The following is a 22,565-nucleotide window of genomic DNA, read 5'->3' on the forward strand; positions in this document are numbered from 1 at the left end:
ATGGCCGCGTCGTCCGGCCGGTCGTTGCCACAGTGGTTGTCCACCGCGACGCAGATCGCTGCGCCGATCACGCTGGTCAGCACGCTGCTGTTCTACTTCGGCTACGTCTACACCAAGTCGCAGTACGCCTACTTCGGGGTCGACGTCGACACCATCGGCCTGACCCCGCGCGACTACGTGATGCGCAGCCCGCAGCCGCTGCTGGTCCCGCTTCTCGTGCTCGTCGTCCTGTCCGTGGCGGCCGTCGCGCTGCGCGGCCGCCTGCAGGTCGAGGCGTCCGAGCTGCGAGCCCGGTCCGACGGTGACGCGCACGTCCGTCGCATCGCGCGCCGTTGGGTGCTGGGCAGCGGCGCCGTGCTGGGCGCCGGCCTCCTGCTGCTGCTCGGGTACGCCTGGTGGGGCGCGTGGCCGTACCTGTCGCTGGTGTCCGCCTCCCTCATCGGCATCGGTGCGGGTGTCTGCGCCTCGGCACTGCCGTTCGCGACGACGAAGGCGCCGGGCACCGTCGCCGGGCTCTGGGTCATCGTGCTGGCGGCGGCGTTCTGGGCCGTGTCCATCACCGCCGACTGGTCCGGCCGCGGGCAGGCCCAGCAGGTCGCCCGCCACCTGGACCAGCTCCCGGCCGTCATCCTCGACAGCCCCGCCGACCTGCACCTGCGCAACACGGTCGCCGCGCCCGAGGACCTCTGCTGGGTCACCGGGCCCGCACCGGACGCGGACTGCGCCTCTCGTGGCGACGAGCCCCGCTACCGCTACCGCGGGCTGCGCCTGCTCGTGCAGGGGCCGTCGGCCATGTTCCTGGTGCCCACCGCCTGGTCGCCGAGCGCGACGACGCTCATGGTGCCGCGCAGCTCCGACGCCCGGCTGCAGTTCCAGTTCGTCAACACGCCGCCGTTCTAGCTAGCTGCGGGGACGGCCCGGGCCGCGCATGCCGCGCTGGTACTCCTTGGTGACCCGCTTCCAGCGGTCACGCTCCTCGGCGGCGAGGCGGGCGTCCGAGCGGCGGGCCTGGTAGGCGGCCTCCTTGGCCAGCCTGCGCCAGCTGTCGAACCGGCGCTCGCTGAGCTCTCCCGTCGCCAACGCCTCCTCGACCGCGCAGCCCACGTCGCCCGCGTGGTGGCAGTCGGCGAAGCGGCACCGGGCGACCAGCGCCGCCACGTCGGCGAACGTGGTGTCGAGGGCGTCCTCGTCCGCGACGACGCCGACCCCGCGGATGCCGGGGGTGTCGATGAGCATCGCCCCGCCCGCCAGCGGGACCAGCTGGCGGTGCGTGGTGGTGTGCCGGCCGCGGCCGTCGTTGCGGCGGCCACCGGTGTCCATGAGCTCGCGTCCGGCGAGCGCGTTGACGAGCGTCGACTTGCCCGCGCCGCTCGGGCCGACGACGACCAGGGTGACGCCGTCGCCGAGGAGGGCGCGCACCGGGTCGAGGCCCTCGTCGTCGCGGACGCTGATGGCGTGCACGTCGACCGCGAGCGCGACGGCGGCCACATCGGCCGCCATGCCTTCCGGGTCTGGGACCAGGTCGGCCTTGGTGAGCACGACGACCGGCTGCGCGCCGGAGCGCCAGGCCAGCGTGAGCATCCGCTCGATGCGGCCGAGGTCCGGGTCGGGGTCCAGGTGCTCGACGATCAGGACGACGTCGATGTTCGCCGCGAGCGCCTGCTCGCGGCTCGTCGCGCCCGCACTGTCGCGGACCAGGGCGGTGCGGCGCTCGTGCACGAGGACCGCGTGGTCGTCGGCGACGTCGAGCCAGTCGCCGACCGTCGGCGCGAGGCGGTCGCCGTCGGGCGTCGCGACGAGGCCGTCGCGGTCGAGCGTCACGCGGACCGGCTCGGCGTCCACCGAGGGCAGCACGAGGACCGCGCCCTTGTCGGCGCGCACGACACGGACTGCCTCGGACGTGAACACGGGTCGACGCTAGAAGCCGACCTCGTCGGCACGCGACCGATTAACCCAGTGCTCAGCCGAAGTAGTGCGGGAGCGTCGCCTCGTGGGCGGCGCGTGCCTCGTCGAGCGGGAGCGTGAACAGGCCCTCGACCTCGACGGCCGGGCCGTGCACGTGGTCCGACTCGTCGACGGGCGTGCCGGCGCCGGGCGAGCAGGACTCCGCCGTCTCGCCGAGGCGCAGGGCCGGGACGCCGCGCGCGGTGCAGAGGTCGACCAGGCGGACCTCCTCCGTGCGCGGGACCGCGACCAGCACGCGGGCCGTCGACTCGGAGAACAGGGCCTCGAACGGGGTGATCCCGTCGCGCGCGCACAGGCCGTCGAGCGAGACCTGCACGCCGACGCCGTAGCGCAGGCTCGACTCGACGAGGGCCTGCGCGAGACCGCCCTCGGACAGGTCGTGCGCGCTGTCGACGAGGTCGTCGCGGCTCGCGTGCGTGAGCACGAACGCCAGCCGACGCTCCGCCGCCAGGTCGACGGCCGGCGGCAGGCCGCCGAGGTGGCCGTGCACGACGTCGGCCCAGGCGGAGCCGTCCAGCTCCGGCTTCGTCGTGCCGAGCAGGTAGACCGCCTGACCGGGCTGGGTCCAGCCGGACGGGGTCGCGTCGGCGACGTCGTCGAGCACGCCGAGCACGCCGACGACGGGCGTCGGGTGGATCGCGGAGTCGATCAGTCCGGGTTCGCCGGTGCCGTTGTAGAGGGACACGTTGCCGCCGGTGACCGGGACCTCGAGGGTCTGGCACGCGTCGGCCAGGCCGCGGATCGCCTCGACGAGCTGCCACATCGAGTCGGGGTGCTCGGGCGAGCCGAAGTTGAGGCAGTCGGTCACGGCCAGCGGGCGCGCGCCCGTCGTCGCGACGTTGCGGTACGCCTCCGCGAGGGCCAGCTGCGCGCCCGTGTACGGGTCGAGCTTGGCGTAGCGACCGTTCGCGTCGGTGGCCAGCGCGACGCCCAGGCCCGTCGTCTCGTCGACGCGGATGACGCCGGAGTCGTCGGGCTGCGCCAGCGCGGTGTTGCCCTGCACGAACCGGTCGTACTGGCTGGTGACCCAGGCCTTGGAGGCGAGGTTGGGCGACGCCAGCAGCTGCAGCACCGTCGAGCGGATCTCGGCGTCGGTCGCGGGCTTCGCCAGCGACGCGGTCGTGTCCGCGTTCAGTCCGTCCTGCCACGCCGGGCGCGCGTACGGGCGGTCGTAGACGGGTCCGTCGTGCGCGACGGACCGCGGCTCGACGTCGACGATCCGCTCGCCGTGGTGGTCGATGGTCAGGCGGCCGGTGCCGGTGACCTCGCCGATCACCGCGGTCTCGACGTCCCACTTCGCGGTGATCGCGAGGAACTCGTCGAGCTGGTCGGGCCGGACGACGGCCATCATCCGCTCCTGCGACTCCGACATGAGGATCTCGCCGGCGGTCAGGGTCGGGTCGCGCAGCAGCACGTTCTCGAGGTCGACGTGCATGCCGCCGTCGCCGTTGGAGGCCAGCTCGCTGGTCGCGCAGGAGATGCCGGCGGCGCCCAGGTCCTGGATGCCCTCGACCACGCGCGCGGCGTAGAGCTCGAGGCAGCACTCGATGAGCACCTTCTCCATGAACGGGTCGCCCACCTGCACCGACGGCCGCTTGGAGGGCTTGGTGTCGTCGAAGGTCTCGGACGCCAGGATCGACGCGCCGCCGATGCCGTCGCCGCCCGTGCGCGCACCGAACAGGACGATCTTGTTGCCCGTGCCGGAGGCGTTGGCCAGGTGGATGTCCTCGTGCCGCAGGACGCCGAGGCACAGCGCGTTGACCAGCGGGTTGCCCTGGTAGGACGGGTCGAACACGAGCTCGCCGCCGATGTTGGGCAGGCCGAGGGAGTTGCCGTAGCCCCCGACGCCGGCCACCACGCCGTGCACGACGCGGGCGGTGTCGGGGTGGTCGACGGCGCCGAAGCGCAGCTGGTCCATGACCGCGACCGGGCGGGCGCCCATGGAGATGATGTCGCGCACGATGCCGCCGACGCCCGTGGCCGCGCCCTGGTACGGCTCCACGTAGGACGGGTGGTTGTGCGACTCGACCTTGAACGTCACGGCCCAGCCGTCACCGATGTCGACCACGCCCGCGTTCTCGCCGATGCCGACGAGGAGGTGCTCCTTCATGGCGTCGGTCGTCTTGTCGCCGAACTGGCGCAGGTGGTTCTTGCTCGACTTGTACGAGCAGTGCTCCGACCACATCACCGAGTACATGGCGAGCTCGGCGGCCGTGGGGCGGCGGTCGAGCAGGTCGCGGATGCGCTGGTACTCGTCCGGCTTGAGCCCGAGCTCGGCGAACGGCTGCACCAGGTCCGGGGTCGCGGCGGCGTTCTCGACGGTGTCGGAGACGTGGGCGTGGGTCGTGCTGGAGGCCATCTGATCCCTCGATCGGGGGCCGCGCGCGAGGCGGCGGCAGGGGTCGGCAGACGAGGCACAGCCTACCGGGGCGCGCGAACGGGCCTCGCGGCCGTCTCAGGCTCGCTATCGTCCGTCCATGTCCAGGGCAGGGGTGCTCGTCAGCTCGTCCGTCGCCGCGCTCGTCGCGGCCGCCCTGTGGGTGCTGAGCGGGACGGTCGCGCACTCCTGGCGTGACCACGCGGGCCCGGCGTCGTTCGTGCCGTCCACGGGCGGAGCCCTCCAGCAGGCGGGAACCCGCACGACCGCCTGGGCGGTCGGGATCCTCGTGCTCGCCGTGGTGGTCGGAGGGCTCGTGGTCCCGGTCTCGCGACCCCGGACGGGCGGGTGGCCGGTGGTCGTCCTCGCCGCGTGGTTCGCGGCCGTCGCGGGCTCGGGACTGGCCACGCTGGCGATGGCCGAGATGATCGACCGCACGGCGATCGCCGGAACGGGCCAGCGGATCTCGGCGATCGCGACGGGCGGGTACTGGGGCGTGGTCTGGGGCTGGGCCGTCGGGCTCGCCGTCGTCGCCGTCCAACGACGTCCGTTGCGGACCACAGCTCCCGCGACCGGGCGCGCCGCCCGGCTGGCCGCGGTCACGGCCGCACTGGTCGGCGGCCTCGGTTGGTTCGTGGTCGGCGCGTTGCGCTCGTGGACAGACCGTTCGGTCGACCTGACCGACCCGGCGGCCGTGGCCGCCCACGCCGACGCGTGGCCCTGGGCGGCGACGCTCCTGCCGGTCCCCGGCGGTTGGTGGGCTTCCCTCATCACCGGTGGCACCCCGCGGCTGTGGCTCGGGGCTGTCGTCGTCGCGCTCGTGCAGGGCGCGTTGGCGTACGTGGCCGCCCGGACGATGCACCGGAGGTTCGGCCGCACCGCGTTCACGCTCGCCGTCTGGTTCTCTGCCGTCGCGGCATCCGTGGCTGCCACCGGCGCGATGTACACCGGCGCCGAAGCCCAGGAGCTCTACCAGGGCGTGTCCGTGGTGAGCTCGCTCGTGCAGGTCGGAGGCCAGTTCGGCGTGCAGTACGGGTGGGTCGGCGCCCTGCTGGCGCTCCTCGTGCTCGTCGTCGTCGACGGTCGCACGAGGGCCGCCGAGGAGGTAGCCGACGAGGTTCTGATCGGCGCATAGGAAGCGCTTCCGGTTGCGGGGTCCACCATCGGGTGTGACGCTCGTCATGTGAAAGCGCTTCCTATGAACCCCGGCGACGACGGCAAGACCCGTCGGACGGTGACGATCTACGACGTCGCCGAGCACGCCGGCGTCGGCATCGCCACGGTGTCCCGGGCCCTGCACGGGTCCGCGCCGGTGGCCGCCGCGACGCGCGAGAAGGTGCTGGCCGCGGTCGCCGAGCTCGGCTTCCGGCCGAGCCACGCGGGGACGTCGCTGGCCCAGCGCCGGCACGCCGCGAACGGGATCGTCTTCCCCGACCTGTCGGGGCCGTACTACGCCGAGGTGCTGCTCGGGTACGAGGAGGCCGCCTCGCAGCGGGGCCGGAGCGTCCTCGTGCTCGCGACGCGCGGCCGCAGCGACGCCGAGCTGGCCGTGAACGAGCTCGCGGGCCGGGTGGACGGCCTGGTCCTGCTCGGCCGGACGGTCGACGACGAGCTCGTCGCCGGCCTCGTCGGCAGCGGGCTGCCCGTCGTCCTGGTGGCCCGGCCCGGCATCGACGGCGCCGACTCGATCCGCACCGACGGGCGGTCGGCCGCGCGGCTGCTGGGCGCGCACCTGGCCTCGCACCGCCCGGGCCGCGCCGCGTTCGTCGGCTCGACCGGCGACTCGCCCGACGTGATCGAGCGCTGGCGCGGGGTGCACGACGCGCTCGCCGAGCACGACATCGAACTGTCCGTGGCAGCCTGCCCGCTCGACGAGAGCTCGGGCACCCGCGTCGCCACGGAGCTGCTGGGGGGCACACACCCCCCCGACGCACTCGTCTGCGCCAACGACGAGATCGCGCTCGGGGCCATCGTCGCGGCGGAGGGGCTCGGTCTGACAGTGGGCCGGGACGTCGCGATCACAGGCTGGGACGACGTGATGGCCGCGCGCCACGCCCGCCCGGCACTGACCACGGTCCGCCAGCCGATGCGCACTCTCGGGGCACTTGCCGCCGAGGCGCTCGACGAGCGGATCACCGGATCCCGTACGACCCCGCGGCACGAGTCGCTGACCACCGACCTGGTGGTGCGCGACAGCTGCGGGTCCCACGCCTGACGACCCCCACCGGGGACCGTCCGGAACCAGGAGGAAACATGAGCAGGACCACGCGCGCCACAGTCGCCGCGCTGGCAGTCGGCATCCTCGCCCTGACCGCTTGCGGTCGCAGCGACACGCCCGGCGGGTCGGAGACCAGTGCAGCAGCCGTCGCCAGCGACGACCTCAGCGGAACTGTCACCGTCTGGGCGATGGGCACCGAGGGCGAGAAGCTCGGAGAGTTCTCCCAGGCCTTCACGGAGAAGTACCCGGACGTGAAGATCGACGTCACCGCGATCCCGTGGAACGCCGCGCACGACAAGATCGCGACCGCGATCGCCGCCGACGAGGTGCCGGACGTCTCGATGATCGGTACCACCTGGATGGGCGAGTTCGCCGCGACCGGCGGGCTGGACCCGACGCCGGACGTCGTCGACAGCTCCACGTTCTTCGAGGGCGCCTGGGGCTCGACCGTCGTGAACGACGTCTCCTACGGCGTCCCCTGGTACGTCGAGACCCGCGTGATCTACCTCGACACCGCGCTCGCAGAGCAGGCCGGCGTCTCGCCGACGCCTGCGAACTGGGAGGACCTGACCGCGACCGCCAAGGGGCTGCAGAGCGCCGGCGCGCAGTGGGGGATCAACCTCCAGCCCGGCGCGACCGGCGCGTGGCAGACGTTCCTGCCGTTCGCCTGGCAGGCCGGGGCCGAGCTGATGAACGACGCCGGCGAGCTCACGCTCGACACCCCGGAGATGGTCAAGGCTCTGACGTACTACCAGTCGTTCTTCACCGACGGCGTGGCGCCCAAGGAGCTGCCGGAGGGCAGCCTGGAGCCCGACTTCGTGGCCGGCAAGATCGGCTCGTTCGTCTCCGGGCCGTGGCACATCGGCCTGCTGAACGAGACGGGCGGCGAGGGCTTCATGGACAAGGTCACGCTCGCGCCGATGCCCGCCGACGAGAAGCCGGCGTCCTTCATCGGCGGCAGCAACCTCGCCGTGTTCAAGAGCAGCGAGAACCGTGACGCCGCCTGGACCTACGTGCAGTGGCTGAGCGACCCTGCGACCCAGGCCGAGTGGTACAAGACCACGAGCGACCTGCCGTCCGTGCAGTCCGCGTGGACCGAGGGCGACCTCGGCTCCGACCCGGCCCTGGCCGTGTTCGGCGACCAGCTGAAGACCGCCGTCGCCGCGCCCGCGATCCCCACGTGGGAGCAGATCGCCAGCGTCATCGACACCGAGCTGGAGAAGGTCTGCAAGACCGGCGAGGACCCGGCCGAGGCTGCGAAGACCATGCAGTCCCAGGCGGACTCCATCGGGACGGGGCTCTGAGCCATGTCCGCCACCCTCACCGGGGCCGGCGTACGTCCGGGGCGGGGTGCGGCCGACCAGGCCGTCACCCCGCCGCGGGTCCGCCGCTCCTCGCCCCTGCGCAGACGCCGCAGCCTCGCCGCCTGGGGGATGGCCGCGCCGTTCGTGGTCCTCTTCCTCGTGTTCACGGCGTGGCCCGTGCTCTCGTCGCTCTTCATGAGCTTCACGGACATCAAGAGCCGTGACCTGCAGAACCCGTTCGCGGTCAACCTCGTCGGGTTCGAGAACTTCACGAGCGTCCTGACCGACCCCACGTTCCGTACCGCCGCGTGGAACACGCTGTACTTCGTGGCGGTCGGCGTGCCGCTGACCATGGTGGTGTCCCTCGCCATCGCGATCGCCCTGAACACCGGGATCACACGGCTGGCCAGCTTCTTCCGGGTCGGCTACTACATGCCGGTGATCACGTCGATCGTCGCCGTCGCCGTCGTGTGGCGTTTCCTGCTGCAGCCCGAGAACGGCCTGGTCAACGAGGTCCTCGGCTGGTTCGGCATCCAGGGTCCCGACTGGCTCGGCAGCACCACCTGGGCCATGCCGTCGCTCATCGCGATGGCGACCTGGCGCTCGATGGGCACGCTCATCGTGATCTTCCTGGCGGGTCTGCAGTCGGTGCCCAAGGCCCTCCACGAGGCCGCCGCGCTGGACGGCGCGACCGCCTGGCAGCGGCTCACCCGGATCACGATCCCCACGCTGCGCCCGACGATGCTGTTCGCCGGCGTCATCACCGGCATCGGGTTCCTGCAGTTCTTCGAGGAGCCGTTCGTGATGACCCAGGGCGGCCCGCTCAACTCGACGCTGTCGGTGGCGTACCTGATCTACAACACCTTCGGCTTCGGCAACTACGGGGTCGCGGCCGCGATGAGCTACATCCTGTTCCTGGCCGTGGTGCTCATGACGATCCTGCAGTTCCGGTTGCTGGGCGACCGCGACGACGCCGCGGGACGCAAGCGCCGCTGGTGGCAGAAGACACCGGCCGCCGCCGTCGTGCCTGACGCCCCCATCACCACGGGAGGCCTGCGATGACCGCCGTCACGGACAAGCCGGCGACGAAGCCGCGCGGCACGATCGGCTCGCACATCGGCGAGCCGCAGCCCCGCGCGTGGCTCTACGCCGTCCTCGGGATCGGCCTCGTGCTCGTCGTGACGCCGTTCGTCTGGATGCTGCTGGGCTCCTTCAAGACGGAGGGCGAGCTGCGCGCGAACCCCCCGACCTGGTGGCCGCAGAACCCGACGCTCGACAACTTCCGGGAGCTGTTCACGCGGCTCGACTTCACGCAGTTCTTCGCCAACTCGGTCGTCGTCGCCGTCGTCGTGACGCTCGGCAACCTGGTGTTCTGCTCGATGCTCGGGTACGCGTTCGCGAAGATCGACTTCTGGGGGCGCACCTGGCTGTTCCGGCTGGTGCTGGCCACGCTGATGATCCCGGGCATGGTGACGCTGGTCCCGCTGTTCGTGCTGGTCAGCAACCTCGGGATGGTGAACACCTACTGGGGCCTGATCCTGCCGTTCCTGGCCGGACCGTTCGGCGTGTTCCTCATGCGGCAGTTCATCCAGGGCATCCCCGACGAGCTCGTCGACGCCGCCCGCGTAGACGGTGCGGGCGAGTTCCGGATCTTCCTGCGGGTCGTCCTGCCGCTGTGCAAGCCGGCGCTCGCGACGCTCGCGATCCTCACGTTCCTGGCGTCGTGGAACAACTTCCTCTGGCCGCTGGTCGTGTCCAGCACCGAAGACATGTACACGCTGCCCGTCGCGCTCGCGCTCTACAGCGTCGGTCAGAACGCGACCCAGTACGGCCTCCTGCTGGCCGGCTCCGTCGTGGTCCTGCTGCCGATCCTGATCGTCTTCTTCACGCTCCAGCGTCACTTCGTCCAAGGGCTGGCGACCACCGGCCTGAAGTCCTGAGAGGACTCGAACCGTGAAACTCCGTACCGCTGGCTTTGCCATGCTCGCAACCGTCGGCCTCGTCGTGTCCGGCGCCACCTCAGCGACCGCCCACCGGGGCAACGAGGACCAGAGAGACCTGCGCCGCTGGGCGGCCGACACCTGGACCTCGTTCGTTGCGATGACCGACGAGAAGACCGGCCTCCCGGCCGACAACATCGACGCCTCCCTCGATCCGGCCACCCGCTCCGGCTACACCTCGCCGACGAACATCGGCGCGTACCTGTGGTCGACGGTCTCCGCCGAGGAGCTGGGCATCATCGGCAAGAGAGAGGCGAAGCAACGCCTTAAGCAGACGCTCACCACCATGTCGAAGGTCGAGCGCCACGAGCCGAGCGGGATGTTCTACAACTGGTACGACGAGGCGACGGGCGCCAAGCTCACCGTCTTCCCGACCGGCGAGACCGTCTACCCGTTCCTCTCGACCGTGGACAACGGCTGGTTCGCCGCGGCGCTCATGGTCGTCCGCACCGCCGAGCCGTCGCTCCGCCACCAGGTGGACGCCCTGCTCGAGCCCATGAACTTCGCGGCGTTCTACGACGCGAACCAGTTCGGCGGCACCAGGCCCGGCATGATGCGCGGCGGGTTCTGGGCGGACCCGCCGGCCGTCGAGACCGACCCGGGCACGGTCGCGGGGTCGCCGGTGTACTTCACCAAGAACCACTACGACATCACCAACTCCGAGCCGCGCATCGCCAGCTACATCGGCATCGCGCGCGGCCAGATCCCGCCCGAGCACTACTTCGCGACGAACCGCACGTTCCCCGCGAGCTGTGACTGGTCCTGGCTGGAGCAGCGGCCGGTCGGGGTGACGCGCACGTACGAGGGCATCGACGTCTTCGAGGGCGCGTTCACCTACCGCGGCATGCAGATCGTCCCGACGTGGGGCGGCGACATGTTCGAGGAGCTCATGCCGGACCTGTTCGTGCCGGAGTCGACGTGGGCGCCCAAGAGCTGGGGCGTCAACCACCCGCTCGCCGTCCGCGCGCACATCGAGCACGGTCTCGACGAGGCCGGCTACGGCTACTGGGGCTTCTCGCCGGCCAGCGACCCGTTCGGGTCCTACAACGTGTACGGCGTCGACGCGATCGGGATGGACCCGACCGGGTACCCCTCCGACGCGGAGAAGACGGACGTCGACGCGGGCTACGAGGGCTGTCGCGAGGCGACGAACCCGACACCCACCTTCGGCGACGGCGTCGTCACCCCGCACGCGTCGTTCCTCGCCCTGCCCTACGCACCGCGCGAGGCGATCGACAACCTGCGCAACATCGAGACCAAGCTCGGCGCGTACGGCGCCGGCGGGTTCTACGACTCGGTCGCGGTGCGCTCGAACACGCAGGCCAAGCGCTACCTCTCCCTCGACCAGGGCATGGTGCTCGGCTCGCTCGGCAACGTGCTCGGCCACGACCTGCTGCACCGCTCGTTCGGCACGCGGGACGTCGAGCGGGTGCTCCGGCCGTTGATCGGTCAGGAGGAGTTCAGCGCGGGGGTGGTCAAGTGACCAGCGACGCCCGCACCGACTGGGAGGCCCGGATCGGGCTGCCCTCCTCGGTCGACGAGCAGCGCGAGATCCCCGTGCTGCCCGCGCCGACCGGCCTGCGCGCCGAGCCGGGCGTGGGCCACGTGACCCTGCACTGGGAGCCGGTGCCCGGCGCGGTCGGCTACCAGGTCCTGCGGGGTTCCGACGACGGCCTGCAGCACCTCGACCACTCCGGCGGCGACGTCCTGGCGGTCCCGCACGGGCCGTACGCGGACACCACCGGGACGCCCGGCGTGCCGTACCGGTACGCGGTCGCGACGGTCTCCGACGTCTCGGTGACCGGCCCGGCCGGCCCGGAGGTCGTCGCGGCGTCGCTGGCCGGGGTCGCCTCCCCTGTGCGGGTGTCGGTCGACGCGTCGACCACGGTGCGCGAGCTCCCACGGCCCTGGCGGCCCATGATCGGGTCCGAGCACCTGAGCCTGCTGCTCAGCGAGGGCACCGTCGGCGGCCAGCGGATCGCCGACGACCTGAGCTCGGCGCTGACCGCCGCGCACGACGAGCTCGGCGTCTCGACCGTCCGGGCGCACGCGATCCTCTGCGACGACCTCGGCGTGTACCGCGAGGTCGACGGGGAGCCGGTGCACGACTTCACCGGCGTCGACGCGGTCTACGACCGGCTGCTCGCGCTCGGCCTGCGGCCCGTCGTGGAGCTGTCGTACATGCCGCGCGACCTGGCATCGGACCCGTCCGTGACGGTGTTCGCCTACGCGGCGATCGTCTCGCCGCCCCGGTCGTGGCTGCGCTGGACCGCCCTGATCCAGGACCTCGTGCAGCACCTCGTCGACCGCTACGGCCTCGACGAGGTCCGCGACCACTGGTCGTTCGAGGTCTGGAACGAGCCGAACCTCGAGGTGTTCTGGAGCGGCACGCGCGACGAGTTCTGGCGGCTCTACGACGAGACCGTCCGGGCCGTGCGGTCGGTCGACGACGGCCTGGTCGTCGGCGGACCCTCGACCGCCGCCGCGGGGTGGGTCGACGGGCTGCTCGACCACGTGGCGTCGTCGGGCGCCCCGGTCGACTTCGTCTCGACGCACACCTACGGCAACGCGCCGCTGGACCTGCGCCCGACCCTCGAGCGCTACGGCCGCGGTGACGCCGCGATCTGGTGGACCGAGTGGGGCGTCACGCCCACGCACTTCGGCAACGCCAACGACGGCGTCTTCTCGGCGGCGTTCCTCGCGCGCGGGATGAAGTCGGCGGCCGGCCGGATCGACGCGCTGTCCTACTGGGTCGTCTCCGACCAGTTCGAGGAGCTCGGGCGGCCGCCGCGGCTGCTGCACGGGGGGTTCGGGCTGCGGACCGTCGGCGAGCTGCGCAAGCCCCGCTGGTGGGCGCTGTACCTGCTCGAGCAGCTGGGTCGCGACGAGATCGCGGCGACCGTGTCCGGCGACGGCGCGGGCTCGATGGTGGAGGCGTGGGCGTCGCGCGACGAGGACCGCGTCGCGGTCGCCCTCTGGAACGGCACCCTCGACCAGACCAAGGTCGACGGCTCCGCCGCCCTGGCCCGCACGGTGTCGCTGAGCCTGGACGGCCTGCCGCCCGGCGAGTGGGTGGTCCGCGAGTACCGGGTGGATGCCGACCACTCGAACATCGCGGCGGTCTGGGCGGGGTTGGGCGGAGGCGACTGGCCGTCCGACGAGCAGTGGGCCGTGCTGCGCGAGGCGGACCGTCTCGCCACGAGCGAGCACCCGCTGGACGGACCGGTGACGGTCGAGCTGCCCAGCCCCAGCGTCGTGCTCGTCGAGGCGGTGCGCGTGGGATGAACCGGCGGTGGTGGCGGACGGCGGTCGTCTACCAGGTCTACGTCCGCTCGTTCGCGGACGGGGACGGCGACGGCGTCGGCGACCTGCTGGGCCTGGTCTCGCGTCTCGACGCGCTGACCAGGCTCGGCGTCGACGCCCTGTGGCTCACGCCGATCTACCCCTCGCCGCAGGCCGACCACGGGTACGACGTGGCCGAGCCGCGCGACGTCGACCCGCTGTTCGGCTCGCTGGAGGCGTTCGACCGGCTGGTCGCCGAGGCGCACTCCCGAGGCCTGCGGGTGGTGATGGACCTCGTGCCCAACCACGTCTCGGACCAGCACCCGTGGTTCCGGCGGGCCCTCGCCGACGGACCCGGCGCGCCCTCCCGTGCGCGGTTCCACATCCTGCCCGGGGACCGACCGCCCACGCACTGGCGGTCGATGTTCGGCGGGTCGGCGTGGACCCGGCTGCCGGACGGCGACTGGTACCTGCACCTCTTCGCGGCCGAGCAGCCGGACCTCAACTGGGCGCACCCGGACGTCCGCGCCGACTGGGACAGGACGCTGCGGTTCTGGGTCGCGCGCGGGGTCGACGGGTTCCGGGTGGACGTCGCGGGCGGGCTTGCCAAGGACCCGTCCTACGCCGAGATCCGCCGCGGAAGCAGCGTGCACCCGCACTGGGACCGGCCCGAGGTGCACGAGATCTACCGGTCGTGGCGCAAGGTCCTCGACGACACCGCACCCGACGTCTATGCGGTCGCCGAGGTCTGGGGACCGCCGAGCCGGACCTCGTCGTTCGCGCGGCCCGACGAGCTCGGGCAGGCGTTCGCGTTCGACGTCTTCCGCACGCGGTGGTCGGCCGCGGCCCTGCGCAGGACCATCCACGAGCAGCTCGCGGGGCACCGCGCCGTCGACGCCCTGCCCGCCTGGGTCGTCGGCAACCACGACATCGCCCGCGCCGCCACCCGCCTCGGCCTCGACCGGTCCCTGGCGCTGCACCTCTTCCTGCTGGCCATGCCGGGCGCGTTCTACCTCTACGCCGGCGACGAGCTCGGCCTGCCCGAGGTCGATGTGCCGCGCGAGGCGTGGCAGGACCCGCAGTCGCTGCGCTCGCGCGGTCAGCTGCCCAACCGGGACGGCGCACGTGTCCCGCTGCCCTGGACCTCGTCGGAGCCGGCGTTCGGGTTCACCACCGGCACCCCGTGGCTGCCGGTGCCGGAGTCGTTCGGGCCCCTCGCGCGCGACCTGCAGGAGACGGACCCGACCTCGCCGTGGTCCGTGATCCATCTCGCCCTGCGGGAGCGGCAGCGCCTGTGGGCGCATGCGCCGGCGCGCGTGACCTGGCTGCCGACGCCGTCGGGGATCCTCGCGGCGCAGCGCGGCACCTCGATCGCCGTGCTCAACGCGTCGTCGCGCCCGTGGCCCCTCAACCGGCTGCTGCCCACCGGGTACGCGCAGGTCGCGACGAGCGCACCGCTCGCGGACCCGGCCGTCGTCGAGCCGTCGACGTGCGTCTGGCTGCAGGCCTGAGCCGCCGATCCGCCCTCGCGCCCACCCCGGCGTTGGTACCGTTCCGCACATGCCGAGGTCACGACTGGTCGTCGCACTCGTCGCCGCCTCCGTCCTCCTCGCCGCGTGCACCGGACCGGCTGTGACCGTGGACCCGCCGTCGGACACGGCCGCCGCACCGTCCGTGGCCGCCACGCCCGCGGCTCCCCCGCCTCTCACCGTCACGGCGGGTCCGGCGACGATCACCGTGCAGCCCCTCGACCCCGCCGCCGTCCCGACCGCCACGCCCGTCGACGACGGCTCGGTGCGCATCTCCGTCTCGACGGGCGAGTCGATCCTCACGGCGCCGGCGGGGAACACGTTCCGCGCGCTCGACGACGGGTCGGCCGTGGTCGAGGACGCCGGCGGGGCCTTCGTCGCGGGGGTCAGCACGGACGCCCCCGGCATCCGGCTCGTGCAGGAGGACCCGACCTCGGTGCGGCTCACCGGCACGGCGCCCGCCGGGCTCTGGTTCGCCGCCGCGGCCGTCCAGGACGCCGTCTGGGGCAAGGCCGAGGGCGGCACCTCGCTCGCGGTCACGCCGAGCGCCTGGGCGCGGGCGTGGTCGCAGGCCGCGAGCGTCGGGCTGTGGTCGCAGCTGGTCGCCCGGGAGCCCGACGCCGACACGCCGAGCATGCGGGCCCAGCTCGAGTGCCACCAGCTCGGCGCCCCCGACAAGGACACCTGGAACCTCGAGCCGTGGCGCCCCGACGTCAGCGCCGTCGACATGATCGCGGCGCGTTGCAACCCTGAATGACCCGGTCAGCGCCCCGGAGCGGAACAATCGAGCGACAGTCCGTCTAGCACCGGGGGTAGTCGTCCGATGTCCCAGAACAGCTCGCCGACCAAGGAGAGCCCGGTCGTCGCGTTCCTCAAGCGTCGCTGGCTCGCGCTCGTCATCCTCGTCGTCGTCGTCATCCTGATCCTCGCCAACCGCGACCCGGTGACCTTCAACCTCGTGTTCACCGAGTTCGAGACGCCCGAGTGGGTCGTGATCCTGGTGACCTTCCTGCTCGGCGCCGTCGCCGGCTGGATCGGCAAGTCGCGCCGCGCGTCCCGCAAGGGCTAGAACCCGCAACGTCCGCACTCGAGGGGCGTATAGGCCTCACGAGTGCGGACGTTGCAGGTTCGACGAGGTTCAGCGGTGGTGCTTCTCCGGGACCGGGGCGTCGCCGGACGCGCGCTGGGCCTTGTAGTAGGCGCGGGCCTCGTCCTGGCGTTCCGCCTCGGCGCCCGACGCGATCGGTGCGCGCAGGTGGGCCTGCTCGTAGCCGAACGCGTCGACCAGGCTCTGCGCGTGCGGCCGCAGCCGGGCCAGCAGCCGGTCGATGTACGACGTCACGGTGCGGGCACGTCCGGCCGACAGCCGGCCGTTCAGCAGGTACCAGGTCAGGTTCCGCTCGATGAGCGAGAGCCCGAACAGGTCGCGGACCCACGTGAGGATCTGCCGCGTGCTCGGGTCCGTCACCCGCTCGAGCGCCGCCGTGAACGACTCCCACTGCACCAGCTGGGCGTGCGCACGCGCGGCCTCGACGAGCTCGTGCTGGTGGGCGTTGAAGAGGGCCGCGGCCTCGGCGGGCGAGGCCTTCTGCGACGGGCGCAGCGCCTGGGCGACCTCGGCGACCATCGTTTCGACGCGGTCCACGAGCAGCTCGCGCTGCGTCGTCGTCTCGCGCAGCTGACCGGCCGAGCGACGGGGGTCTCCCACGTCGGCGATCGTCTGGACCGCCCGCACCAGCGGGGTGCGGTAGCGGGCGGCGTCGGCGGCCCGCTCGGCCACCACGCGGGCGACCTTGGTGGCGTCGAGGTGCTTGAACGACTTCGCGTAGTCCGCCAGCAGACGCTTCCCGACGAGCTGCAGCAGGACAGTGTTGTCGCCCTCGAACGTGGCGTAGACGTCCATGTCGGCGCGCAGCCCGGTGATCCGGTTCTCCGCGAGGAACCCGGCGCCGCCGCACGCCTCGCGCGAGACCTGCAGCGTGTTCAGGGCGTGCCACGTCGACGTCGGCTTGAGCGCCGCGGCGAGCGTCTCGAGGTCCTCGCGCGTCTGCACGGTGTCGTTGCGGCCGGAGAACACGTCGTCGAACGCCGCCAGCAGGTCCTCGTGCGCGAACCCGGCGGCGTACGTCTCCGCGAGCAGCGGGAGCAGGCGGCGCTGGTGCTCGGCGTAGTCGAGGATCACGACCTCCTCGCTCGGCGACGAGGACGCGAACTGCCGGCGCTGGTTGCCGTAGGTGATCGCGATCGTCAGCCCCAGGCGGGCGGCGACGACGGCGGCACCGTCGAGGGAGACGCGCCCCTGGACCAGCGTGCCGAGCATCGTGAAGAACCGGCGTCCGGGGCTGTCGATCGGCGACTCGTAGACCCCCTCGGGCGTGACGTCGCCGTACCGGTTGAGCAGGTTGGTCCGCGGTACGCGCACCTGGTCGAACCAGAGCCTGCCGTTGTCGATGCCGTTCAGGCCGCCCTTGAGCCCGTCGTCCTCGCCGCCGACGCCGGGCAGGAAGGCCAACGACTCCTCGTCGCGGATCGGCACGTAGAACGCGTGCACCCCGTGGTCGACGCCCTGCGTGACCAGCCGCGCGAACACGACCGCGGCGGTGCCGTGGACGCCCGCGTTGCCGAGGTAGTCCTTCCACGCCGCGCGGAACGGCGTGTGGATGACGAACTCCTGGGTCGCCTCGTCGAACGTCGCCGTGGTGCCGATGGCCGCGACGTCGGAGCCGTGGCCGGTCTCCGTCATCGCGAACGCGCCCGGGACCTTGATGCTCAGGGCGTCGGCCAGGAACTCGTCGTGGTTGCGCTCGGTGCCCAGGTGGTAGATCGCCGAGGCGAACAGGCCCCACTGCACGCCGGACTTGATCTGCAGCGACGGGTCGGCGTGCGTCAGCTCCTCGAACCGCGCCAGGAATCCGCCGTGGTCGTCGGCACCCCCGAACCGCGGCGGGAACGAGCGGTGCACGTCGCCCTCCTTGGCCAGCAGCCGCAGCTGCCCGAGCACGCGCTCGCGGTGCTCCGGCAGGGGCTGACCCTCGATCCGGTGGAACCGCTCGTCCGCCATCAGCGTGCGCGCGGCCAGCCGCAGGTCCGGGTAGTGACCGAGCAGGACCTCGCTCAGGTGGGCGATGTCGACCGAGACGTCGGCGTCGAGGCGCGGGTCGCCGGCCTCGTCCACCGGGGTCACGGGGCGCTGCGTGGTGGTGCTCATGCTTCCTCCGGGGTGGTGGACGTGCTGGTGGTGGTCTTGCGGTCTCGGGCCAGGAGGCCCACGGGTCCTGCCCACAGCCAGGCGCCGACCTGGGCCGTGATCTCCTCGCGGTCCGGGGTGCCGGGCTCGTCGCGGTGGGCCAGCCACCACTCGCCGGCCCCGCGCACGAAGCCGACGGCGCCGGCGGCCCACGACTCAGCCAGCGCGACGCGGGCGGTGAGGGCTGCGTCGTCGGCGGAGGCGTCCTCGGGCCGGTGCGCGCGGCCGCTGTGCTCCTCGGTCAGCCCGCGCGCGAACGGGGCGGCGACCAGGGCGGTCACCGAGTCGAGGAAGTGCCCGAGCGGTCCGCCCGACTCGACCGAGCCGTTGCGGGTCACGAACGCGTAGACGTTGGGCGACGACTCGATCATCTCGAGGTAGACCGCGACCATGGCGCGCAGACCCTCGCGCGGCGTCGGCGAGACGCGGAGCACGCCCTCGAGCGCTCCCTGGATCTGCAGGACGACGGCCTCGGCGACCGCGATCTGCAGGCCGGTCTTGTCGCTGAAGTAGCGGTAGACGATCGACTTGGAGGTGCCGGCCTCGGCCGCGATCTCCTCCATCGACACGTCGGGTCCGCGATGATGGACCGTCTTGCGAGCGGTGCGCACCAGCTCGGCGCGACGGGCCTCGCGATGGTCAGCCCAACGGGTCGAGCGGCCGTCAGGTTCCGGCTGCTCGAGATGCATGGCGGTGAGGGTCGTCGTCGTCGACGGACCCGGGGGGCTCGGGCTCACGAGACCGAAGGTATCAGGTACTGTGGGTTTCGGACACCGCTTCATTGACGATGCGAGAGGAACGAGCCCTGATGGCCCGTCGCACATCCCCCGCCCCCGCTCCCAGAACCGCCTACGTCCTCGGGGGGAACCGCATCCCCTTCGCCCGCGCCGGCGGGCCCTACGCGCACGCGAGCAACCAGGACATGCTGACGGCCGCGCTCGACGGGCTGGTGGCGCGCTACGGCCTGCAAGGGATGCGGATCGGCGAGGTCGCCGCGGGCGCCGTGCTCAAGCACAGCCGCGACTTCAACCTCACGCGCGAGTCGGTGCTCGGCTCGGCCCTGTCCCCCGAGACGCCCGCCTACGACGTGCAGATGGCGTGCGCGACCGGGCTCGAGACCGTCGTCTCGCTGAGCAACAAGATCCGGCTCGGGCAGCTGGAGTCGGCGATCGCCGGCGGCGTGGACACGACGTCGGACGCCCCCATCGCGGTCAGCGACCGGCTGCGTCGTCAGCTGCTCGACCTCTCGCGGGCGAAGAGCGCGGCCCAGAAGCTCGCAGCCGTGGCGAAGATCCGGCCCAAGGACCTCGCCCCGTCGGCGCCCCGGACCAGCGAGCCGCGTACGCACCTGTCGATGGGCGAGCACCAGGCGCTCACCACGGCGCAGTGGGGCATCACGCAGGAGGCGCAGGACGAGATCGCGCTGGCCAGCCACCAGAACCTGGCGGCCGCCTACGACGAGGGGTTCTTCGACGACCTGGTCACGCCGTTCCGCGGCCTGACGCGCGACGCGAACCTGCGCGCGGACTCCTCCCTGGAGAAGCTGGCGTCGCTGAAGCCGACGTTCGGGCTCGGGCTGGACAGCCCCGCGACGATGACGGCGGGCAACTCGACGCCGCTGTCCGACGGGGCGTCGACCGTGCTGCTCGGGTCGGCCGACTGGGCCGGCGCCCACGACCTGACTCCCCTGGCCTCGATCGTCGACGCCGAGGCCGCCGCGGTCGACTTCGTGCACGGCGTCGACGGGCTGCTCATGGCGCCCGTGTTCGCGGTGCCTCGGCTGCTGGCCCGCAACGGCCTGTCGCTGGCGGACTTCGACCTCATCGAGATCCACGAGGCGTTCGCGTCGACCGTGCTGACGATCCTCGCGGCGTGGGAGTCCGAAGAGTTCGGCCGCGAACGGCTGGGGCTGGACGGCGCGTTCGGCACCGTGGACCGCTCGAAGCTGAACGTCCACGGGTCCTCGCTCGCGGCGGGGCACCCGTTCGCCGCGACCGGCGGGCGCATCGTCGCGACCGTCAGCAAGGAGCTCCACCGACGGGGACCCGGCACCCGGGCTCTCGTCTCCGTGTGCGCCGCCGGCGGGCTCGGTCTGACCGCGATCCTCGAGGCGGCCTGATGTCCACCGACACGTACCTGAACCTGGTCAACGGCGGCGTCACCGGCAACGTCGCCAAGAAGCTGGGCCTCCCGCAGCCCGCGCCGCTCCAGCGGTTCGCGCCCGGGCAGCCGCTGCTGGAGGGGCCCGTGCTGGTGCTCGGTGACGACGAGCTCGCACGCCTGCTGTCCGCCGACTGGGACCTCGACGTCCACCGGCACCCCACGCCCGACCTGCGGTACTCGGCGGTCGTCGTCGGCCTCACCGAGCTGACGCACCCGTCGGCTCTGGCCGAGCCCGTGCTGGCCCTGGCCGGGGTGCTCAAGAGGCTCGCCCGCGGCGGTCGCGTGGTCACGGTGTCGCGAGCGGCCTCGGCGGACGACGCACCCGCCGTCGCGGCGGCGCGGCAGGGCGTCGACGGGCTCCTGCGGTCGATCGCCAAAGAGCTGCGCGGCGGCGCGACCGCGAACGGCCTGGTCCTCGGCGCCGGCGTGCCGGTCACCGCGCCGTCCGTGGTGGGCGCGCTGCGGTTCTTCCTGTCGACGAAGTCGGCGTTCGTGGACGGGCAGCTGCTCGCCGTCGACTCGTCGGCAGGCTCGCTTCCCTCGTCCTGGGACCGCCCGCTCGAGGGCCGCGTCGCCGTGGTCACCGGCGCCGCGCGCGGCATCGGCGAGTCGATCGCCGACACGCTCGCCCGCGACGGTGCGACGGTCGTGGCCGTCGACGTTCCCGCCGCCGGGGAACAGCTCGTCGCCGTCGCCAACGGCGTCCGCGGGACCGCCCTGCAGCTCGACGTGACGGCGCCGGACGCCGGTGCCCGGCTGCTGGAGCACGCGCTGCAGCGGCACGGGCGGCTCGACATCGTCGTGCACAACGCGGGCATCACGCGCGACAAGCTGCTTGCCAACATGACCCCCGACAAGTGGGAGTCCGTGCTGGCGGTGAACATCGCGTCGCAGCTGGCGATCAACGAGGCGCTCCTGACCTCGGGCGACTTCACCGACGCACCGCGGATCGTCTCGCTCGCGTCGACCTCGGGCATCGCGGGCAACCGCGGGCAGTCCAACTACGCAGCGTCCAAGGGCGGCGTGATCGGCATGGTCCGCGCGACCGCTCCCCTGCTCGAGGCGTTCGGCGGCACCGCGAACGCGGTCGCGCCCGGCTTCATCGAGACCGAGATGACCGCGCGCATCCCGGCGATCACGCGGCAGGTGGCCCGTCGGCTGAACTCGCTGCAGCAGGGCGGCCAGCCGGTGGACGTGGCCGAGACGGTCGCGTTCCTGGCCTCGCCCGCCGCGGGTGGGATCGTGGGGCGCGTGCTGCGGGTGTGCGGGCAGAACCTGGTCGGTCAGTGACGGTCGTCGTCCTGCCCGGCGTGCCCGGGCTCGGCGGCCTCTACGTGCGCGGCGCGGCGTCGTCGGGACGACTGTCCGTGTCTCGCCGGCTCGACCGGGCACCGACCTCCTTGCCCGACGTCGAGTACGTCGTCCGGTCGGTCCAGGCCACCGCGGACCACCTGACCGAGTACCAGCACCTGCTCGGCGAGTCGGCGAGCGACGCCCTGCCCGCCGGCTTCGTGCACGTGCTGGCGTTCCCCGTCGCGACGGCCCTCATGGCGCGCGCCGACTTCCCGCTCCCGCTCGCCGGCCTGGTCCACCTCTCCAACCGGGTGGTCCAGAGCCGCGCCCTGTCGTTGGGGGACACGCTCGAGCTCCGGGCCTCGGCGACGAACCTGCGCGGTCACCGCACCGGCACGCAGGTGGACCTCGTCACGACGGTCTCCGCCGACGACGAGGTCGCGTGGCGCGGCGTCTCCACCTACCTGGCGCGCGGCGTGTTCCTGCGGGGCGAAGGTCCCGACGAACGCAGCGGGTGGACCGCCCCGACGCCCACCGGTCAGTGGGTGCTCGGCGCGGACACCGGTCGCCGGTACGCGGCGGTCTCGGGCGACCACAACCCGATCCACCTCTCGTCGCTGGCCGCCAGGGCGTTCGGGTTCCCGCGCGCGATCGCCCACGGGATGTACACGGCGTCGCGCGCGCTGGCCTCCGTGGGCGCGGCGCGGACCGACGCCTTCGACTGGTCGGTCGAGTTCGCCAAGCCGGTGCTGCTGCCGTCGACGGTGAACGTACGGATCGCCCCGTCGGACGGCGGATTCTCGTTCGCGGCCTGGACCAAGGTGCCGCACCTGACGGGTTCGGTCACGCCGCTCGGCTGAGCCGCGAGATCCCGTTGCTGACCGCCCGGAGACCGACGAACGGCCGCCGGGTCTCGGATCCCGCCGGCCGCTCGCCTTGGGACCATCCTGGTTCAGAGACGGTCCCGCCGCAGGGTGAAGCCCACCTGCGCGTGAGGTCGTGCGTCTGGGCCGAGCTCGACTCTTTCCACGCACGACCTGGGCTCAGACGCACGAGCTCGCGCGGCGGGTCAGGCGTCACGGTCGCGCCGCACGAGCTCGCGCTGCTGGTCAGGCGTTCGGGTCGCGACGAACACCGCGGCAACGCTCGTGCTCGCGGCGGGTCAGGCGTTGCGGTCGCGACGAACA

General features: G+C 72.6%; 18 protein-coding genes. 14 read left to right on the forward strand and 4 right to left on the reverse strand.

Features of this window, described 5'->3' with window-relative positions; genetic code table 11:
• Window positions 1–900 carry a hypothetical protein gene (locus AC1DUE_RS05280; protein ID WP_477038350.1) on the forward strand — a complete coding sequence of 300 codons (900 nt, stop codon included), beginning with the start codon at window positions 1–3 and terminating at the stop codon, window positions 898–900.
• Here the strand turns inward: AC1DUE_RS05280 and rsgA are convergent, their stop codons facing one another.
• Window positions 901–1,908, reverse strand: coding sequence for a ribosome small subunit-dependent GTPase A (gene rsgA / locus AC1DUE_RS05285; RefSeq protein ID WP_477038351.1), 1,008 nt, complete (start codon window positions 1,906–1,908; stop codon window positions 901–903).
• 52 nt (window positions 1,909–1,960) lie between these two features.
• Complete coding sequence (gene purL, locus AC1DUE_RS05290) at window positions 1,961–4,324, reverse strand: phosphoribosylformylglycinamidine synthase subunit PurL (RefSeq protein WP_477038352.1); 2,364 nt, start codon at window positions 4,322–4,324, stop codon at window positions 1,961–1,963.
• 118 nt (window positions 4,325–4,442) lie between these two features.
• On the opposite strand from purL, the gene AC1DUE_RS05295 reads away from it, so the two are divergent.
• The 10 genes from AC1DUE_RS05295 (at window position 4,443) to AC1DUE_RS05340 (ending at window position 15,744) form a co-directional block, all read left to right on the forward strand.
• Window positions 4,443–5,477 (forward strand): hypothetical protein, encoded by a 1,035-nt coding sequence (locus AC1DUE_RS05295; protein WP_477038353.1) that lies wholly within the window; start codon window positions 4,443–4,445, stop codon window positions 5,475–5,477.
• Window positions 5,478–5,525: 48 nt separating this feature from the next.
• Window positions 5,526–6,557: a LacI family DNA-binding transcriptional regulator gene (locus AC1DUE_RS05300; protein WP_477038354.1), complete on the forward strand. Its 1,032-nt coding sequence runs from the start codon at window positions 5,526–5,528 to the stop codon at window positions 6,555–6,557.
• A gap of 38 nt (window positions 6,558–6,595) precedes the next feature.
• A complete protein-coding gene (locus AC1DUE_RS05305) occupies window positions 6,596–7,864 on the forward strand; it encodes an extracellular solute-binding protein (protein ID WP_477038355.1) in 1,269 nt (422 codons plus the stop codon).
• A 3-nt stretch (window positions 7,865–7,867) separates the two neighbouring features.
• A complete protein-coding gene (locus tag AC1DUE_RS05310) occupies window positions 7,868–8,926 on the forward strand; it encodes a carbohydrate ABC transporter permease (RefSeq protein ID WP_477038356.1) in 1,059 nt (352 codons plus the stop codon).
• Window positions 8,923–9,804 (forward strand): carbohydrate ABC transporter permease, encoded by an 882-nt coding sequence (locus AC1DUE_RS05315; protein ID WP_477038357.1) that lies wholly within the window; start codon window positions 8,923–8,925, stop codon window positions 9,802–9,804. Before AC1DUE_RS05310 ends, AC1DUE_RS05315 begins: the two co-directional genes overlap by 4 nt.
• A 40-nt stretch (window positions 9,805–9,844) precedes the next feature.
• Window positions 9,845–11,347: a glucoamylase family protein gene (locus tag AC1DUE_RS05320; protein WP_477038358.1), complete on the forward strand. Its 1,503-nt coding sequence runs from the start codon at window positions 9,845–9,847 to the stop codon at window positions 11,345–11,347.
• The gene (locus AC1DUE_RS05325) at window positions 11,344–13,149 is read left to right on the forward strand and encodes a GH39 family glycosyl hydrolase (protein ID WP_477038359.1); all 1,806 of its coding nucleotides are present in this window, start codon (window positions 11,344–11,346) and stop codon (window positions 13,147–13,149) included. The genes AC1DUE_RS05320 and AC1DUE_RS05325 overlap by 4 nt, the downstream gene beginning before the upstream one ends.
• Entirely contained in the window at window positions 13,146–14,657 is a 1,512-nt protein-coding gene (locus AC1DUE_RS05330; RefSeq protein WP_477038360.1) for an alpha-amylase family glycosyl hydrolase, read from the forward strand. The genes AC1DUE_RS05325 and AC1DUE_RS05330 overlap by 4 nt, the downstream gene beginning before the upstream one ends.
• Before the next feature lie 49 nt (window positions 14,658–14,706).
• On the forward strand, window positions 14,707–15,432 hold the full coding sequence (locus tag AC1DUE_RS05335; RefSeq protein ID WP_477038361.1) for a DUF2599 domain-containing protein: 726 nt from the start codon (window positions 14,707–14,709) through the stop codon (window positions 15,430–15,432).
• 66 nt (window positions 15,433–15,498) lie between these two features.
• Complete coding sequence (locus AC1DUE_RS05340) at window positions 15,499–15,744, forward strand: LapA family protein (RefSeq protein ID WP_477038362.1); 246 nt, start codon at window positions 15,499–15,501, stop codon at window positions 15,742–15,744.
• Window positions 15,745–15,813: 69 nt separating this feature from the next.
• On the opposite strand, the gene AC1DUE_RS05345 is transcribed toward AC1DUE_RS05340, so the two are convergent.
• Both AC1DUE_RS05345 and AC1DUE_RS05350 read right to left on the reverse strand, forming a co-directional pair.
• Window positions 15,814–17,883 carry an acyl-CoA dehydrogenase family protein gene (locus AC1DUE_RS05345; protein WP_477038363.1) on the reverse strand — a complete coding sequence of 690 codons (2,070 nt, stop codon included), beginning with the start codon at window positions 17,881–17,883 and terminating at the stop codon, window positions 15,814–15,816.
• Window positions 17,880–18,659 (reverse strand): TetR/AcrR family transcriptional regulator, encoded by a 780-nt coding sequence (locus AC1DUE_RS05350; RefSeq protein WP_477038364.1) that lies wholly within the window; start codon window positions 18,657–18,659, stop codon window positions 17,880–17,882. The genes AC1DUE_RS05345 and AC1DUE_RS05350 overlap by 4 nt, the downstream gene beginning before the upstream one ends.
• Before the next feature lie 71 nt (window positions 18,660–18,730).
• On the opposite strand from AC1DUE_RS05350, the gene AC1DUE_RS05355 reads away from it, so the two are divergent.
• From AC1DUE_RS05355 to AC1DUE_RS05365, 3 genes are read left to right on the forward strand one after another with little or no spacing between them, the layout of a single operon-like run.
• Window positions 18,731–20,041: an acetyl-CoA C-acetyltransferase gene (locus AC1DUE_RS05355; protein ID WP_477038365.1), complete on the forward strand. Its 1,311-nt coding sequence runs from the start codon at window positions 18,731–18,733 to the stop codon at window positions 20,039–20,041.
• Entirely contained in the window at window positions 20,041–21,375 is a 1,335-nt protein-coding gene (locus tag AC1DUE_RS05360) for a 3-oxoacyl-ACP reductase (RefSeq protein ID WP_477038366.1), read from the forward strand. The genes AC1DUE_RS05355 and AC1DUE_RS05360 overlap by 1 nt, the downstream gene beginning before the upstream one ends.
• Window positions 21,372–22,238, forward strand: coding sequence for a MaoC/PaaZ C-terminal domain-containing protein (locus tag AC1DUE_RS05365; protein ID WP_477038367.1), 867 nt, complete (start codon window positions 21,372–21,374; stop codon window positions 22,236–22,238). Before AC1DUE_RS05360 ends, AC1DUE_RS05365 begins: the two co-directional genes overlap by 4 nt.
• Window positions 22,239–22,565 lie beyond the last annotated feature (327 nt).

It is taken from the genome of Cellulomonas sp. P4_A2 (assembly GCF_056402515.1).